16 protein-coding genes are annotated in these 14,801 nt (G+C 61.3%); all 16 read right to left on the reverse strand.

All coding sequences use genetic code 11. The features are described 5' to 3' along the window. The 16 genes from PMX72_RS04120 to PMX72_RS04195 all read right to left on the reverse strand — a co-directional run bounded on the left by PMX72_RS04120 (position 1) and on the right by PMX72_RS04195 (position 14,625). Positions 1-744 carry a 1-(5-phosphoribosyl)-5-[(5-phosphoribosylamino)methylideneamino]imidazole-4-carboxamide isomerase gene (locus PMX72_RS04120; RefSeq protein ID WP_117785993.1) on the reverse strand — a complete coding sequence of 248 codons (744 nt, stop codon included), beginning with the start codon at positions 742-744 and terminating at the stop codon, positions 1-3. Beyond that, positions 741-1,442 carry an imidazole glycerol phosphate synthase subunit HisH gene (gene hisH / locus PMX72_RS04125; protein ID WP_233540581.1) on the reverse strand — a complete coding sequence of 234 codons (702 nt, stop codon included), beginning with the start codon at positions 1,440-1,442 and terminating at the stop codon, positions 741-743. Before hisH ends, PMX72_RS04120 begins: the two co-directional genes overlap by 4 nt. A 79-nt stretch (positions 1,443-1,521) precedes the next feature. Continuing rightward, positions 1,522-2,109 carry an imidazoleglycerol-phosphate dehydratase HisB gene (hisB, locus tag PMX72_RS04130; protein ID WP_271728940.1) on the reverse strand — a complete coding sequence of 196 codons (588 nt, stop codon included), beginning with the start codon at positions 2,107-2,109 and terminating at the stop codon, positions 1,522-1,524. Next, entirely contained in the window at positions 2,110-3,225 is a 1,116-nt protein-coding gene (gene hisC / locus PMX72_RS04135; protein ID WP_271728941.1) for a histidinol-phosphate transaminase, read from the reverse strand. Continuing rightward, on the reverse strand, positions 3,226-4,665 hold the full coding sequence (hisD, locus tag PMX72_RS04140) for a histidinol dehydrogenase (RefSeq protein ID WP_271746171.1): 1,440 nt from the start codon (positions 4,663-4,665) through the stop codon (positions 3,226-3,228). Positions 4,666-4,770: 105 nt separating this feature from the next. Further along, positions 4,771-6,486 (reverse strand): ATP phosphoribosyltransferase, encoded by a 1,716-nt coding sequence (hisG, locus tag PMX72_RS04145; protein ID WP_271728943.1) that lies wholly within the window; start codon positions 6,484-6,486, stop codon positions 4,771-4,773. A gap of 170 nt (positions 6,487-6,656) precedes the next feature. Beyond that, positions 6,657-7,493: a sugar phosphate isomerase/epimerase family protein gene (locus PMX72_RS04150; protein ID WP_128620781.1), complete on the reverse strand. Its 837-nt coding sequence runs from the start codon at positions 7,491-7,493 to the stop codon at positions 6,657-6,659. 83 nt (positions 7,494-7,576) lie between these two features. Continuing rightward, complete coding sequence (locus PMX72_RS04155; RefSeq protein ID WP_099432276.1) at positions 7,577-8,413, reverse strand: PTS system mannose/fructose/sorbose family transporter subunit IID; 837 nt, start codon at positions 8,411-8,413, stop codon at positions 7,577-7,579. After that, complete coding sequence (locus PMX72_RS04160) at positions 8,403-9,194, reverse strand: PTS mannose/fructose/sorbose/N-acetylgalactosamine transporter subunit IIC (protein ID WP_128620780.1); 792 nt, start codon at positions 9,192-9,194, stop codon at positions 8,403-8,405. Before PMX72_RS04160 ends, PMX72_RS04155 begins: the two co-directional genes overlap by 11 nt. A gap of 8 nt (positions 9,195-9,202) precedes the next feature. Continuing rightward, entirely contained in the window at positions 9,203-9,673 is a 471-nt protein-coding gene (locus tag PMX72_RS04165; protein WP_128620779.1) for a PTS sugar transporter subunit IIB, read from the reverse strand. A gap of 16 nt (positions 9,674-9,689) precedes the next feature. Then, complete coding sequence (locus PMX72_RS04170; protein ID WP_118259874.1) at positions 9,690-10,106, reverse strand: PTS sugar transporter subunit IIA; 417 nt, start codon at positions 10,104-10,106, stop codon at positions 9,690-9,692. Between the two features lie 94 nt (positions 10,107-10,200). Further along, on the reverse strand, positions 10,201-11,262 hold the full coding sequence (locus PMX72_RS04175) for an SIS domain-containing protein (RefSeq protein WP_271728944.1): 1,062 nt from the start codon (positions 11,260-11,262) through the stop codon (positions 10,201-10,203). A 60-nt stretch (positions 11,263-11,322) separates the two neighbouring features. Next, positions 11,323-12,438: an SIS domain-containing protein gene (locus PMX72_RS04180; protein ID WP_271728945.1), complete on the reverse strand. Its 1,116-nt coding sequence runs from the start codon at positions 12,436-12,438 to the stop codon at positions 11,323-11,325. 194 nt (positions 12,439-12,632) lie between these two features. Continuing rightward, positions 12,633-13,346, reverse strand: coding sequence for a GntR family transcriptional regulator (locus PMX72_RS04185; RefSeq protein ID WP_099432289.1), 714 nt, complete (start codon positions 13,344-13,346; stop codon positions 12,633-12,635). Continuing rightward, positions 13,331-14,098, reverse strand: coding sequence for a GntR family transcriptional regulator (locus tag PMX72_RS04190; protein ID WP_128620545.1), 768 nt, complete (start codon positions 14,096-14,098; stop codon positions 13,331-13,333). Before PMX72_RS04190 ends, PMX72_RS04185 begins: the two co-directional genes overlap by 16 nt. A 38-nt stretch (positions 14,099-14,136) precedes the next feature. Beyond that, entirely contained in the window at positions 14,137-14,625 is a 489-nt protein-coding gene (locus PMX72_RS04195; protein ID WP_128620544.1) for a hypothetical protein, read from the reverse strand. Positions 14,626-14,801: the final 176 nt, after the last annotated feature.

Raw genomic sequence — 14,801 nt, forward strand, 5'->3', positions numbered from 1 at the left:
CTACTCCTCCCCTCGGGCGGCGGCCAGCGCCTGCACCAGCGTAAAGTTGCCCTCGTAGAGCGCACGGCCGGTAATGGCGCCTTCAATCGCGCCCTCGCCCACCGCGGCCAGCGCGCGGATGTCGTCTAGCGTCGAGATGCCGCCCGAAGCCACGACGGGAAATCCCGCGACCTCGGCCACATGGCGATACGCCGCCACATCGATGCCCGTCTGCATGCCATCGCGCGCGATGTCGGTATACACCAGATGCTTAAAGCCCAGCTCGGTAAGCTGCGCCACGGCATCGTCGAGCGCCACGCCCGCGCCGTCGCGCCAGCCATTCACCTTAACCTGGCCGTCGCGCGCGGCAATATCGGCGACCAGCAGCTCGCCAAAGCCTTGGGCCGCCACCTCGGCAAAACCCGGCTCGGTCACCAGCACGGTGCCCAGCGCAATACGACGAGCACCATAGCCGGCCAGCTCGTCGATGCGTGCGAGCGAGCGAACGCCGCCGCCCACGTCCACGGACAGACCGTCGACGCCGCAGATGGCCTTAATCGCCGCCGAGTTGGCAGCGCACTTGTCCTCGTCCTCGCCAAAGGCAGCGGACAGGTCAACGACGTGCACCCAGCTCGCGCCCTGCTCGGCAAACGAGCGGGCGACGGCCACGGGGTCGTCGGAATATACCTTGCAGCGGCTGCGGTCGCCGCGCTCCAGGCGCACAACCTTGCCGCCGATCAGATCGATTGCGGGAAACAGGATCATCGGCCAACCTCCTCGACGATGTTGACGAAGTTCTTAAGGATGCGCTGACCCAGCGCGGAGGATTTCTCGGGATGGAACTGGCAGCCCCACACGTTGCCATGGCGCACGATGCACGGGAAGCTCCGCGTGTAGTGCGTGCGCGCCAGCACATTGGCGGCATCGGCGTCGTCTGCCACCGCGTAGCTGTGGGTGAAGTACATGTTGGCACCCTCGGCAAAACCGGCAAGCAGCGGATCGGCCGCACCGGCAGGCGTCATGTGCACCTGGTCCCAGCCCACGTGCGGCACCTTCAGGCGGCTCGACTCCAAGCGCGTGCACGAACCGCGCATAATGCCCAGGCCATCGACCCAGGGACCACCAGCCTGCTCGGAGGCGCTGTCGTCCGCGACCACGCCCTCGTCCGCAGGCACGCCCTCGTTGCCGCGCTCAAAAAATAGCTGAAGACCCAGGCAGATGCCGAGCAGCGGAGTTCCGGCGGCAACGGCGTCGAGCACCGCGTCCGCCTCGCCACTCTGGCGCATAAAGGCAATCGCGTCATAGAACGCGCCTACGCCCGGGATAACCAGGCCGTCGGCGCCGCGGATCTGCTCCGGGTCGTCCGACGTACAGGCGGCAGCACCGGCACGCGCAAGCCCGCGCACAACGCTCGACAAGTTACCCTTGTGGTAGTCGACCACCACGATCTTCGGTTCGCCCACGCGACCCCTCCACTTCTCATCATCCAAAACCACCACAAAGGGGACAGGCATCTTCGTGGTGGTTTTACCCTTGTGACGGTTACAGTGAGCCCTTGGTACTGGGGATGCCCTGCACGCGGGAATCGAGCTCGCAGGCGTGGCGCATTGTGCGGCCCACGGCCTTAAAGGCAGCCTCGATAATGTGATGTGAGTTGCCGCCCGCCAGCTCGCGCACGTGCAGCGTGAGTTTGGCATCGCGCGCAAAGGCGTAGAAGAACTCGACGGCCAGCTCGGTATCAAAGCTGCCCACGCGCTCAGTCGGCACGGGCAGTTCGCAATAGGCCTGCCCGCGACCCGAAATATCCACGGCGGCCATCACGAGCGTCTCGTCCATGGCAATCGCCGCGTCGGCAAAGCGCGTAATACCCGCTTTGTCGCCCAGCGCGTGGCAAAACGCCTCGCCCAGCACAATGCCCGTGTCCTCGACGGTGTGGTGCGCGTCGACCTCAACGTCGCCTACCGCATGCACCGTCAAATCGAACAGGCCATGGCGGCCAAAGGCGTTGAGCATGTGGTCGAAAAACGGCACGCCGGTCGAGATATCGCACACGCCAGATCCGTCCAGGTCGAGCTTTACGACAATGTCGGTCTCGCCCGTCTTGCGGGTTACCTCGGCATAGCGGTCCATCTACATCTCCTCCTTCACCAGCGCGGCAAACGCGGCCAGCACCTCGTCGTTTTCTTGCGGGGTACCCACGGTAATGCGCAGGCAGTCCGCGAGCCCCGGCGCGTAGCTAAAGTCGCGCACCAAAATTGAATACTCGTCGCGCAGACGCTCGCGCACGCGCGTGGCATGCGGCGTGCGCACGAGCACAAAGTTCGCCGCGCTCGGCCATACCTCCACGGGCAGGCCCTCGGCAGCCATTGCGCGCAGGGCGCACAGCTCGCGCTCGCGCTCGGATGCGACCTGTGCCACCACGGGCGCGTACGCATCGCGGGCACGCACGCAGGCAAGCGCCGCCGCCTGGCTCAGCACATTGACCGAATAGATCTGGCGAATCGCCGCGAACACGTCGATGACTTCGGGTGCCGCGATCACGTAACCCAGACGCGTACCGGCAGCGCCAAACGCCTTGGACAACGTATGCAGAATCACCAGGTTGGGATGCTCGGCGATAAGCCCCTGCGCCGTGGTGGCCGCGCCAAACGAATCGTCGGCAAACTCAACGTAGGCCTCGTCGACCATCACCATGCCGGGGCATGCATCGCACAGGGCCGCGACAAAGTCGAGCGACACCACATCGCCCGTGGGATTATTGGGCGAGGTCACGATTGCCAGGTTGCACTCGGGCGCCGCCGCGAGCACAGCCGCTTGGTCGAGCTCAAAGGTCGCCGGGTCGCGCCACACATCGCGCACTTCAGTCTGGCACAGAGACGCAAAGAACGCATACTCGCTAAAGCACGGCGGGCAGTTGAGCAGGGTCCTCCCCGCGCCGCCAAACGCCAGCAGACAGTTATAGAGCAGCTCGTCACCGCCGTTGCCCACGCAGATATTCTCGCGCGTCACGCCATGCCAAGCGGCAAGCTCGTCGCGCAGGTCGTTGGACATGGGGTCGGGATAGCGGTTGAGCGGCGTGGAGGCAAGCGCCGCATCAACCGCCTCGCGCACGCCGGCCGGCACGGGGTAGGTGTTCTCGTTTGCCGAAAGGTTGATGCGCGTGGGCGTAAAGTTGGGATCGTAGGGCTCGATGCCTGCCAGATAGGGCTGGACGAGCTCCTTCATGCGCGGCGTGAGTTCGGCCATTTAGGCCTCCCCACCGGTCACACCGGCGCCATCCGCGCCCGCAGCCGCCGTCAGGTCCACGCCCTCGGCGACCGTCGCCACGGCGTCGCCCGGCCAGGCAACCTTAGTCAGGTCGGCCGCGGCCAGCGACTCGGCACTCACGGCATCCTCGCCCCGCTCCAGCACACGGCGACGCAGAGCGGCGGAAAGCGCGTGTGCCCACAGGCCCTCAGCCTCGGCCAGACGCTGCGTAGCAGGAGCGTCGGAGGGCAGACCTTCGGGCGTATAGCAAATGACGCTCGAGCGCTTAACGAACTCTTCGACCGAAAGCGGGTTGGAGAACATGGCCGTGCCGCCGGTCGGCAGCGTGTGGTTGGGGCCGGCGACGTAATCGCCGAGCGGCTCGGAGCTCCAAGCGCCCACAAAGATGGCGCCGGCGTTGCGAATGCCGCCGAGCAGGCCCATCGCGTCCTTGCAATGCAGCTCCAGGTGCTCGGGCGCCACGGTGTTCACCGCCTCGACGGCGGCAGCCATGTCGGCGGCAACCACGATGGTGCCCTCGTTATCGAGCGAGGCGCGCGTGATCTCGGCGCGCGGGGACTGCGCCACCAGGATGTCGATGCCGGCCTCGACCTCGCGCGCAAACTGCTCGTCGCAGGTCACCAGATAGCAGGCTGCCAGCGGATCGTGCTCGGCCTGCGCCATCAGGTCGGCCGCGACCACCATAGGTTTGGCCGAGGCATCGGCCAGCACGCAGACCTCGGAGGGACCGGCGACCATGTCGATACCCACGTCGCCCGAGACAATCTGCTTGGCAGCGGCAACAAAGGCGTTGCCCGGACCGGTAATCTTGTCGACGCGCGGAATGGTCTCGGTGCCGTACGCCAGCGCGGCCACGGCCTGGGCGCCGCCCACCATATAGATTTCGTCCACTCCGCCGAGCTTTGCCGCGGCGAGCGTGTAGGGGCTGATAAGGCCGTCCTTTTGCGGCGGGGTCACCATAACCACGCGCTTGACGCCGGCGACCTTGGCGGGAATGGCATTCATGAGCACGGTGGAGGGATACTGCGCGCGACCGCCCGGCACGTAGATGCCGGCCGCCGCGAGCGGGGTCACCTTAACGCCGAGCATCGTGCCGTCCGCACGCGTGGTAAACCAGCTCTGCTCGACCTCGCGCTGGTGGAACTCGCGAATCTGACGCGCGGCCTTCTCGAGCGCGGCGACAAAGGCCGGGTCGAGGCCCTCAAGCGCGGCATCGATCTGCTCTTGCGGCAGGCGGAAGCTCTGCAGCTCAACACCGTCAAAACGCTGACAGTAATCGCACACCGCGGCATCGCCGTTAGCACGCACGTTGGCCACGATATCGCGGGCGGCGTCGACGATGTTTTGCGGCAGCACACCCTTGCGGTTGAGCTGGTTGGTAACAAGGCGCTCACCGGGAGCAAGCTTGATGGTCTTCATATCGGTATCCCCTATCGGTCGAGGTTGTGTTCGAAAAACGAGAGGCCGGGCGGCGGCGCCAATCGGCCCGCAGCCCGTACGTTGGGGCGCCCGTGCACGCTCGCGCTATTGTGCCGAGCCCGCGACGGGCTCAAAATGCTTGTCCTTCACGGCAGCAGCCAGGCGATCGGCCAGGTTGCGCACACGCGGATCCAGGCGCGCAGCACCCGGATTGACAAAGAAGCGGGCCGTGCAGTCCATGATGCGGCCAGTAATAACGAGGTCGTTATCGCGCAGCGTGGCGCCCGTGGCGGTAATATCCACGATGCGATCGGTCATGCCGACAATGGGGCCCAGCTCGATGTTGCCGTGCAGCGAGACGATGTCGGCGTTCACGCCGCGCTCGGCATACCAGGCGCTCGCGATGCGCGGATACTTGGTGGCCACGCGAAGCGACCCGCGACGGGCATAGTTGCGCTCGGCCTGGCCAGCGCGCCACGCGGGCTCCGCCTCGATAAAGGTGCACAGGCCGTAGCCCAGATCGACCAGCTGCAGCAGGTTGAGGTCGGCCTCGATGAGCGAGTCCCAACCGCAGATGCCGCAATCGGCACCGCCGCAGCCCACAAAGGCGGGCGCATCGCTGGGGCGCACGATGACAAACTCGATATCGCCGACCGCGCCCTCGCCGGCACGCGTGTCGCGGCCGCGCACGATCAGGTGACGGCCGGGATCACGCAGCTCAGAGACGTCCAGACCCGCGTCCTCGAGCACGTCGAGCGTGTCGGCCTTAAGCGAGCCCTTGGGCACGGCGATGCGCAGCGGGCCCTCGGCGCCACGGCCCGCGGCATGGTCGCCATCGGAAGCGGCATCCTCGGCCGAGGTGCGCGCGGCCTCCAAGCGCTCGAGCGAAAAGGCGAAGCCCGCCGCCGGCACCTCGATACCGTCGCCAAATGCGCCGGTAAAGATGGAGTCATAGCGTCCGCCCGAACCGACCGGATCGGGCAAGCCGCCGGCATAGGCCTTAAAGACCAAGCCCGTGTAGTAATCGAAAGAGTTCATGATAGAGAAGTCGAACGACTGCACCTGGGCGTCCTCGGGTGCCAGGCCCTCGACCAGGGCACGCAGCTCGCGCGTCAGCGGCGCGACGATACCGGCGGCCTCCAGCAGCGCGTCCACGCGGTCGAGTACCTCGGCACCGCCGTGCAGACGCGGCAGCTCGCTAATGGCGGCCTTGACGGCATCGGACTCGACGCTTGCCGCCACGCGGGCATCGAGGCCCACAAAGTCGTTGGCGTGCACGCAGCGCAAGGCCTCGGCGGCCAGCTCGCGATCCTCGCACGCCGCGAGCAGCTCCTTAAACGGCCGCACGCTACCTGCGATAATGCGCGCATCGGGCAGCGCCAGCTCGCGCACGGCCTCGGCCACGAGCGAGACAATCTCGACATCGCCCGCGGTATCGCCCGCACCGATAAGCTCAAAGCCCAGCTGCGTAAACTGACGCGAGCCACCGGCATTGCGCTGGCACTCGCGAACCACCGGCGCCTCATAGCGCAGGCGCAGGGGCAGGTCGGCAGCGTGCATGCGGGTCGAAACCAGGCGCACGATCGGCAACGTGTTGTCGGGACGGACCACCAGTAGGCGGCCATCATCGTCAAAGAGCTTAAACGGCGTATCCGCGATGCGGCCGCCTTCCTCGAGCGAACCCTTGTCCTCGAGCAGAGGCGTCTCGACCGGAAGGTAATGATGCTCCCTGAAGCAGCCCTTCACCGTACATGCGATCTCCTCGCGCGCCTGAGCCTCCTCGGGCAATATGTCCCGGAATCCCCACGGTGTGGCCGTCATCTGGTGAGCCTCCTCATGCTGTGTTTCATATAGAACGAAAAACCGGCATAGCTCCGCCGGTCTTCTGGGTACTTTAGCATACTAGAGTGCTTGCGGGGAAAATGCGTCGCAGCCGCTCACACCGTATTCATTTGGAAACATAGGAGCGGATTGCCGCAACCCAACCCCACTTAGGCGCCAATCGCACGACGATACTCTGCCATTACCTGCGCATCGGCAGCCGCGGGGTCGGCAAAATAGCGCCCGTCATAGGTCTCGGCCGAAACAACTCCGCGATAGCCGCGCGCCACCAGCCTATCCAGGTCGGCGCGCATATCGCGGTCGCCGTCACCCCAGGCAAGATGCGTCGTGCCATCTGCCGCAACATCGACAAAATGCACGTGGGCGACATCATCGCCAAGCAGATCGAAATAATCGTCGATGGTATCCCCCGCCACCGCCATGGCGCCCATATCCAGACACGCCTTAAGTGCCGGATGATCAACTGCCTCAATCATGCGCTTCGTGTCGGCCGCCGAGTTCACGATTATCGACTCAACCGGTTGTAGAGCCTCGAGCACCAGTCGCACGCCGCGCGCTCCCGCATGCTCGGCAATCGCGCGCAGCATCGAGGCGCTGCGACCCCACGCATCCTCGATCGGCTCGTTCAAAAATGCCCAGCCACTCGAGACCATGACCTGCTCGGCTCCAAGTTCCGCCGCGATATCCACAACGTTCTTAAAGTACGCGAGCGTGCGGGCACGCGCCTCATTCCCGCGCGCCGCGATATTCCACGGCTTGGGGTTGTTCTGTTCGGGACAAAGCCCCACAATCCGAACCCCATACCGCTGTGACAGCTCCCGCACCTGCTCGAGCGAATCGTATCCATGGCAATCGACATACAGATGCATCGCCCCGGTCCAAAGTTCGCAACACGTGTAGCCCGAGGCCGCAGCCGAGGAAAAGAATTCCTCAAGGTCAAAATAACGATGGCTGATATTCATGACGGCAAGCTGCGGATACTCCATCTTGTCCACCTTTCGGCAAAAGGGCGCCGCAGCACAATGTGCGCGACGCCCCCTCTTACATTGTTTTAATTATGACGGATGCCCTACTGAACACCAAGCACTCCAAAGAACGCGCCGGCGATACTCACGAGTAGGATCACGAGCATGATGAGCAGCGGATTCATCTTCTTCTTGAGCATGAGATAGACAATTCCAAACAGCCCCATCGTGACAAAGCCCGGGAAGATTCCGTTGAGCAGCTCGGCGAGCGTCTGAGCGCCATCGCCCGCGCCGACCATGAGCGGAATGTCCACGGTGACCATCTCCATGGTCATAGCGCCGATCACCATGGCGCCCATGATAGAGGCCATCTTGACGATCGTGTCCATAATGCCCGATTCCTGGACCTTGCTGATCATGTCCGAGCCAAAGCGATATCCCACAAACGTCAGCAGGTAACGGATGATGTAGTGGGGGACGTTGAACACGAGCAGGAACAAAATCGGGCCAAGAATAGAGCCCTGCAGCGCCAGCGACGTGCCGACACCCGTTGCCAAAATTCGCAGCGTACCCCAGTAGAAGGCATCGCCCACGCCGGACAGCGGTCCCATCAAAGCAAGCTTGACATTAGAGATCGCGCTCGTGTCAAAGTTATCTTCGGTGGCGTTGACTTCTTCCATTGCGGCAGCAATGGACATGGGAAGCGTCGAGATATACGGCGTGACGTTATAGAGCTCCATATGGCGCTTGAGTGCGGCCTTAAAGTCCGCATCCTGCGGATACAGCTTGCGAAGGATCGGCATAAGGGCCCACATAAAGCCGATATGGCCCATACGCTCGTAGTTCCAGGAATGCTCATAGGGAATCGAGCGCCAGAACAGCTTCTTAAGGTCTGCGCGGGAAATCAGCCCGTCGTAAGAAGACTCAAACTTAAAACTCATCGAACCCACTCCCAATCGCAGGATCCTCGGTTGCCGCTGCGGGCTGCTCCGCCTTTTTCTTGTCACCCAAAACCGTCATCGCGACGGCGATAATCGCGGCAAAGATCGCCACGCCAGTCGTGCTAATGCCAAAGTAGGCGACGAGGAAGAAGCCAGCGAAGAAGAACGGAGCCACTGTTTTGTTCATAATCATCTGCGCCAGCATCGCAAAGCCGAGTGCGGGCAAGAAGGCGGCGGCGACATCCATGCCGGTCTGAACGAAATCGGGGATGATGTTGAGCAGGCTGGCAACAGCATCGGCGCCAAAGAAGAATGCCAGGGGAATGATCAGCAGGCCGCACCAGCTCTGCGCGTAACCGGCGATGAGCATGTTGCGCGTGATGGCCTTGGTGTCTCCGTCCTCGACGTTTTTGTCGATACGGTGCACCAGCAGCAGCATGACCGGCTGGCCCAGGGCCGTATCGAGCGCCAGGACGATCGTTGCGATGGGAATGCCCAGGGTCAGGGCCGCCGAAGCGTCCGCGCCGGCCTGCATGGCAAGCGACACGCCCAGAATGGTTCCGGAAATCGTATCGGGCGGGTTATACGCACCGACCGAGATGGCACCGACCATGGCAAGCTCCATCGTGGCGCCCATAATGGTGCCGGTCACCACATCGCCCATGACAAGGCCGACCAACGGTCCGAGCACAATGGGGCGCTGAAGGTAACTCGTACCGGTCAGCCACTCGGAATAGCCCAAAAGGGCAATCAGGAAAATCAGGATCGTCTTGATAACCATGACAGCCCCTAACCGATGACCTTTGCGGCATCAGTCTTCGCATCCGCCGGAATCATCTGAATGAACAGCTCATAGCCCTCGCCGAGTAGCTCCTTCACGTAGGCCTCGTTCTCGGGCGTAAGGAATACGCTCGTCGAGACCTGGCGGGCATCCTCGCTAAAGGCCACATTGCCGAGGTTGATCTTCTTGACGCCCATCGCCCTGGCGACGGCACCGGCCTGTTGGATCGTCTCGCAAACCACGAAGAGCTTGTACTTGTCGGTCACACCGCTCTGGAGCGCCTTGACGGCATCCTCGGTGTTTTTGACGACGACCTTGCATCCTTCGGGCTTTGCAAGGGACAGGGCCTGCAGACGAAGCTTGTCGTTGAGGACCGTGTCGCTCACTAACAGGATGCAGTCGGCACCCAGAGCCGAGGTCCAGCTAACGGCAACCTGGCCGTGAAGCAGTCGATAGTCCACGCGAATCATCTGAATCATGATGTGCTCCTAACGATTAAAACTCATCGAGTTCGGCCTGCCCCAGCAGGTCGTTGACGTACTTGACCTTGGTGTCGTCCGCCTCGACGATCTGGCGAATGGCCTCATCGATCGGGGTGGAGTCGGGCACGAACAGCAGCTGAATAAGGAGCGGCAGATTCATATTGGTCACCAGGTGCGTGTTGGGGCGCGTCTGGGCGATCTTGGTGAACTCGTTGTTGACGCTGCCGCCAAAGAGGTCGGTGCAAACGACGACCTCATCGTCCGCGGCAAAGCCGTCCAGAATCGCTGCGGCCTCCTTGACCAGGTCCTCGTTTCCGTCGACATACATAGACAGCGCATGGACGTTCTCGCGCTCGCCCGAGAGTAGCCCAATGCTCTCGACGATTCCGGACGCAAAATGAGCATGGGATGCAACGATAAACTGCCTCATTCGATTCCCCTTTCTTGCGAACTTCGGCATAAAAATGCCCGGACGCATGCGCCCGGGCAGGGTGCTTCTTGATCAGTAGCTAATTTGTCGCCGATTAGTAATCGAACTGGTGATAGTAGCGACGGTAGTTGAGGTTGTGCTTGGTGACCGTCTCGTAGTAAGCGGCAAGGCGATCGGTGATCAGCGAGGAGAGGATCCACGGAGACACGATGACGCGGAACTCGTCGTCAAGGCCGGGGATCGCGAACTCGGCGGTGTCGATGATGTTGATGTCGGTGTCGCCGGTCACGCCGCGGGTCAGGAACGCGCGGACGCGCTCGTCGAGCTTGCGGTTCTCGTCCTCGCCCATGAACAGGAACACGGGGACGCCGGGCTCCACGAGCTCGAGGGTGCCGTGGAAGAAGTCGGCCGAGGTGATGTAGCGGGTGCGCTTCCACTGCATCTCCTCGAGGATGCACATCGAGAACAGGATCGTCTCGCCCCACAGGGCGCCGGAGCCGATGAACATGGTGTAGGGGGCCAGGGCGTACTTCTTGGCGAGCTCCTCGGCGCGCGGCTCGAAGCGCTTGCGGATATCGAGCATGTCCTTCCAGATATCCTTGGTCTGCTCGATAAACAGGTCAAACTTGGGGAAGCAGCCGCGGCGGTTGAGCAGGCGCAGGCCGAAGCAGTCGGCGAGGTAGTAGCCCTTCTCGCAGCCGCCCGAACCATGGTCAGAAGCCATGGCGACGCAGTTCTCGGCACCCACAGCCTGGCCGATGGGGCCCTCGGGCTTGGTCATGGCGTAGACGCGCACGCCCATGTCCTTCATCTTCTTGACGGCCTCGAGGACCTCGGGGGTGGTGCCGGACTCGGAGGCGGTGAGCACGACGGACTTCTCGGTCATGCGCTTGTGGCCCATGACGTTCCACTCGGCGGCGTGGATCAGGTAGACCTCGAGGTCGCGGTCGCCGAACTTGTTCATGAGGTACTCGAGCTGCATGAGCTCGTCCCAGGTGCCGCCGACGCCCATCAGGAACACGGCGTCGTAGCCCTCGTCGGCGACCTTGTCGGCGAGCGCGGTCATCTTCTTGCCGGTCTCGTAGAGCGCCTTGCCGTCCTCGAGGTAGCCCTCCTGGTCGAAATGCATGATCTCGATCTTCTCGGTTTCCTTCATTTGTCTCTCCTTTCTGGGGTTGTCTCCACATCCCCCATGCCAACGGGCATCAAAACCCGCTTACATTCCGTAACACTCAGCCGCTTTGGCCTTAAGCGCATTGACTGACTCTTCGTAGCCCTCTGCCTTGACCTCCATTTGCTTGGAGACGGCATCGAGATACGGGTGCACGTCCCATGACTTCAGACGCTCGGCGATTATGGCCGCAATCGTCTGGAAGAACACAAGATTTGGAATTGCGCTGAGCAGCGGAGCCACCTGAGGCACCGCAACCTCGTGAGCCTTACCCCTGGGATGGGCCGTGAGCAGCACCGTTTTTGCCGTAACGTTCGATAGCGCATCGGCGATATTCGCAAGACGCTCCGACCCCTGCGGATCGTCGACGATAAACACCAGATAACCCGGAACGATCTGCATCTCGGGACCGTGGACGAAATCCTCGCCCTCGTGATGCATGGCAGGAATCTTGATGGTCTCGCTCAGCTTGAGGGCCGCCTCTTCGGCAACGCCATAGTTGGGGCCGTTGCCGACGACCATGGCGGGCATGTGCTCAGAAAGCTCGAGCATGCGGTCTTGGACATATGCCTCGGCGGTCTTGCACATCACGGCATTGGCATGGATAGCCTCGCGCAGGTCGTCTAAACGCTGGGCAACGCCCTTGGCGTCAATCGTTCCGCGCGCCTGACCGCCGTAAATACCAAAGAGCACCAGGTACTCAACGAGGACCTCGACGCCCAGCGTCACAAAGTCCACCGACTCGACGCCCACACCGTAGTCAAGAACGATATCAGTGTGCCCCTTGATGGGCGCCTCGACGTTTGCCGTGAGCGCAACAGCTGCCATATCGTGTGCACGCATGTAATCGAGCGCTGCAATCGTATTGGTCGAATAGCCACTCTGCGAGACGGCGATGTTGAGCGCATGCTGCGGATAGGTGTGTTCAAAATCGACGAAGGCCTCGGGCGTCACAACGGACACCTGCATCTGCAGCGCATCTTGCAGGTAATCTCGGGCGCAATCGGCGGCATGGCGCGACGAACCCGAAGCAACGATGCGCAGCGCGTCAAAAGAACCGGACTGGATAATATCAACGAGCTGCGCTACCAGCTCAGACGAACGCTCGAGGTTCGCTCCCATACGCACATGGGCAAGCTGAACGTAATCGAGCATCTTCATCGTCTCACCTCGTAACAAATCATTAGTATTTGATACCAATCACAGTTACAGGTTACGGCTTTTTGATACCTCTTTGTCGATTAATTTATCCCCATCGGCGAACGGTCGATTTTGAGCCATGTAAGGTTGTATATGTAGTCTGCTCAACGAATCAAAATTCCGTCAGTTTTTCAGCCCGTTATGCAAAAAACCAGCTAGTACGTATAGGTATATCCACCCGCATCGCCGCGGTTAAACGACTTGACGTACTCGATCGCCTGGCCGCTCGCATCGAAGCTCACGCACTCCAGCGTCAAGGCAAGATCGCCCTGCTCCAGTCCAAGCAGGCCGGCATCTCGCGCGCCCAGCGCTTCGATATCGAGCTTTTCCTGCGCCATGACCGGCTTTCGGCCCAACATCTCATAGGTCTCGTACAAACTGAAGACCGACACGTCAATATCTTCGATTGTGGGAAACAGTAGGCACGGGATGAACGCCGTCTCAATCGATACGGGATCGCCGTTGACGCAGTTCAAACGCCGAATCGAATACAGCAAATCATCCTCGGCAATGCCAAACAGGTTGGCATAATATGGGCCCGCATAACGCTTGGAACGCGCGAGGATACGAACGGACGGCTCGCCGCCCGAAGCACGAACCGATTCGCGAAAGCCTCCCGTTCGCTCGTAGGCAACGGGCACCTTCTGTGCCACAAACGCGCCTTTTCCGCGGACGCGTCGAATCTGCCCACGCCGAACCAGCTCATCGACAGCACTTCGGATGGTCAAGCGTGTCGTACCGAATTCCTCGGCGAGGTCTTTTTCGGACGGAATCATGGAACCCGTGGGATATATACCGCGCTCGATACGCTCCTCGATGCGGCGTCGAATGCGCATATAAACCGGGGTGGCATCTACTGTTTCAGCCATTGTTCACCTGCCACGCTCCTCATGCCGTTCTTTTCGCCGTTGTCGGCAAAGCGGAACTTTGTGGGCAAAATCACCGATTTGCAATGCTCCACAAAACACATGTCCTTATCAAATTCCATCGTGCTCTCATAGAACACCGGCGTTCCCTCTTCTTGTTGGAGCAGCTCGGCCTCTTCGGCGTTCAAACGCGAGATGGAGATATGCTCACGTCCATGCTCAACACGCACGCCACCTTCTTTGAGCAAGACATCGTAAAGGCTCTCGCACTCAAAATCGTGCTCGGGAAGCGATGGGCACAGGGACAGATTAACGTGAGCCGTCTCGATTGACGCCGGCTCGCCCTCAATAAGTCGAACGCGCTGCATGCGGAGCAAAGGAGCGCCTATAGCCACCCCAAGCTTGTCGGCAAGCGTCTTATCCGCCTCGATGGTCTCGGTGGAAACCAGACGAGAAGAGGGATGCAGGCCGGCAGTCCGCACGGCATCGGAAAAGTTATACGTTTCCTGGAAGATGTTCAGCGGCTTAGGAGGACACACATACGTACCCGATCCGCGACGGCTCTCGAGCGTTCCGCACGAGATGAGCCGCGTGATACCGGCGCGCAACGCCGTACGCGAAACGCCGATCTCTTCGCACAGCACGCGCTCGGCCGGCAGGCGATCGCCGCCGGCAAGCTGATGGTGCTGGATATACCATAGAATTCCCTCAACAGCACGATCTTTAGGGGGAATTGCATAAGATTCGCCTGCCATTGCACAGACTCCTCATTCAGAAACGTATGCCGCCAAAACTAGACCAGCCCTCCCATGGCATCAAATTCGGCCTTGATCTTCTCGGCGACATTCCGATACGACTTATATAGGCTTGAATCGCGTTTGACTTCGTCGGTCATAACGGGAATCTCTAATTTGGAAACCTCGTCTTTTCCCGTCTGAACCGCCACAACAACGCCCATACCAAGACACATATTACGCTTGGCTGCGTTCATTTTTGCCGCCTTAGCGGGATTTGCCAGAATACGCTGGGCAAATTCCTGTTTAGAGACCGCTTCATCGGCCTCCGGATCGCCCGCCTCGGCCACTTCGCACTGCAACACGTCCGCATAGTCAAAAATCTTCGGCTCGCCGCCGCGCTGATGTACGGCCCACTTGCGACGCGTGGCATCCTGGTAGATAGCCGGCAAAAACGTAAACCGCGGCGGGTCCAAAATCGTATCCGTGATGGTAAACACATCGGGATCAAAGGCATCCTGCGGGTTTTTCTTCTTGAACAGCCCCATATCAGCCTCTCCTACTAACATTTAACAACTCAAGCTGAATATAGCACCAATTTCAAGCCTCCACCTCACCCTATCGGTACGCGGCGTCTATGGCTCGCCCAGCGGGGTAATACGGGCGAGGGCCGGGGAGGCATACTTTGTTTTGAGAAGTTCGCGAAGCCCACTTCTCAAAACAA

Origin of the sequence: Collinsella aerofaciens (assembly GCF_028207065.1) — a bacterium.
GTDB lineage: Bacteria > Actinomycetota > Coriobacteriia > Coriobacteriales > Coriobacteriaceae > Collinsella > Collinsella aerofaciens_AR.

Excerpts from the sequence above, each read along its gene's own strand:
- PMX72_RS04120 (WP_117785993.1), bottom strand. The coding sequence starts at position 744 with ATGATCCTGTTTCCCGCAATCGATCTGATCGGCGGCAAGGTTGTGCGC.
- hisB (WP_271728940.1), bottom strand. The coding sequence starts at position 2,109 with ATGGACCGCTATGCCGAGGTAACCCGCAAGACGGGCGAGACCGACATT.
- hisC (WP_271728941.1), bottom strand. The coding sequence starts at position 3,225 with ATGGCCGAACTCACGCCGCGCATGAAGGAGCTCGTCCAGCCCTATCTG.
- hisD (WP_271746171.1), bottom strand. The coding sequence starts at position 4,665 with ATGAAGACCATCAAGCTTGCTCCCGGTGAGCGCCTTGTTACCAACCAG.
- hisG (WP_271728943.1), bottom strand. The coding sequence starts at position 6,486 with ATGACGGCCACACCGTGGGGATTCCGGGACATATTGCCCGAGGAGGCT.
- PMX72_RS04150 (WP_128620781.1), bottom strand. The coding sequence starts at position 7,493 with ATGGAGTATCCGCAGCTTGCCGTCATGAATATCAGCCATCGTTATTTT.
- PMX72_RS04155 (WP_099432276.1), bottom strand. The coding sequence starts at position 8,413 with ATGAGTTTTAAGTTTGAGTCTTCTTACGACGGGCTGATTTCCCGCGCA.
- PMX72_RS04160 (WP_128620780.1), bottom strand. The coding sequence starts at position 9,194 with ATGGTTATCAAGACGATCCTGATTTTCCTGATTGCCCTTTTGGGCTAT.
- PMX72_RS04165 (WP_128620779.1), bottom strand. The coding sequence starts at position 9,673 with ATGATTCAGATGATTCGCGTGGACTATCGACTGCTTCACGGCCAGGTT.
- PMX72_RS04170 (WP_118259874.1), bottom strand. The coding sequence starts at position 10,106 with ATGAGGCAGTTTATCGTTGCATCCCATGCTCATTTTGCGTCCGGAATC.
- PMX72_RS04175 (WP_271728944.1), bottom strand. The coding sequence starts at position 11,262 with ATGAAGGAAACCGAGAAGATCGAGATCATGCATTTCGACCAGGAGGGC.
- PMX72_RS04180 (WP_271728945.1), bottom strand. The coding sequence starts at position 12,438 with ATGAAGATGCTCGATTACGTTCAGCTTGCCCATGTGCGTATGGGAGCG.
- PMX72_RS04185 (WP_099432289.1), bottom strand. The coding sequence starts at position 13,346 with ATGGCTGAAACAGTAGATGCCACCCCGGTTTATATGCGCATTCGACGC.
- PMX72_RS04190 (WP_128620545.1), bottom strand. The coding sequence starts at position 14,098 with ATGGCAGGCGAATCTTATGCAATTCCCCCTAAAGATCGTGCTGTTGAG.
- PMX72_RS04195 (WP_128620544.1), bottom strand. The coding sequence starts at position 14,625 with ATGGGGCTGTTCAAGAAGAAAAACCCGCAGGATGCCTTTGATCCCGAT.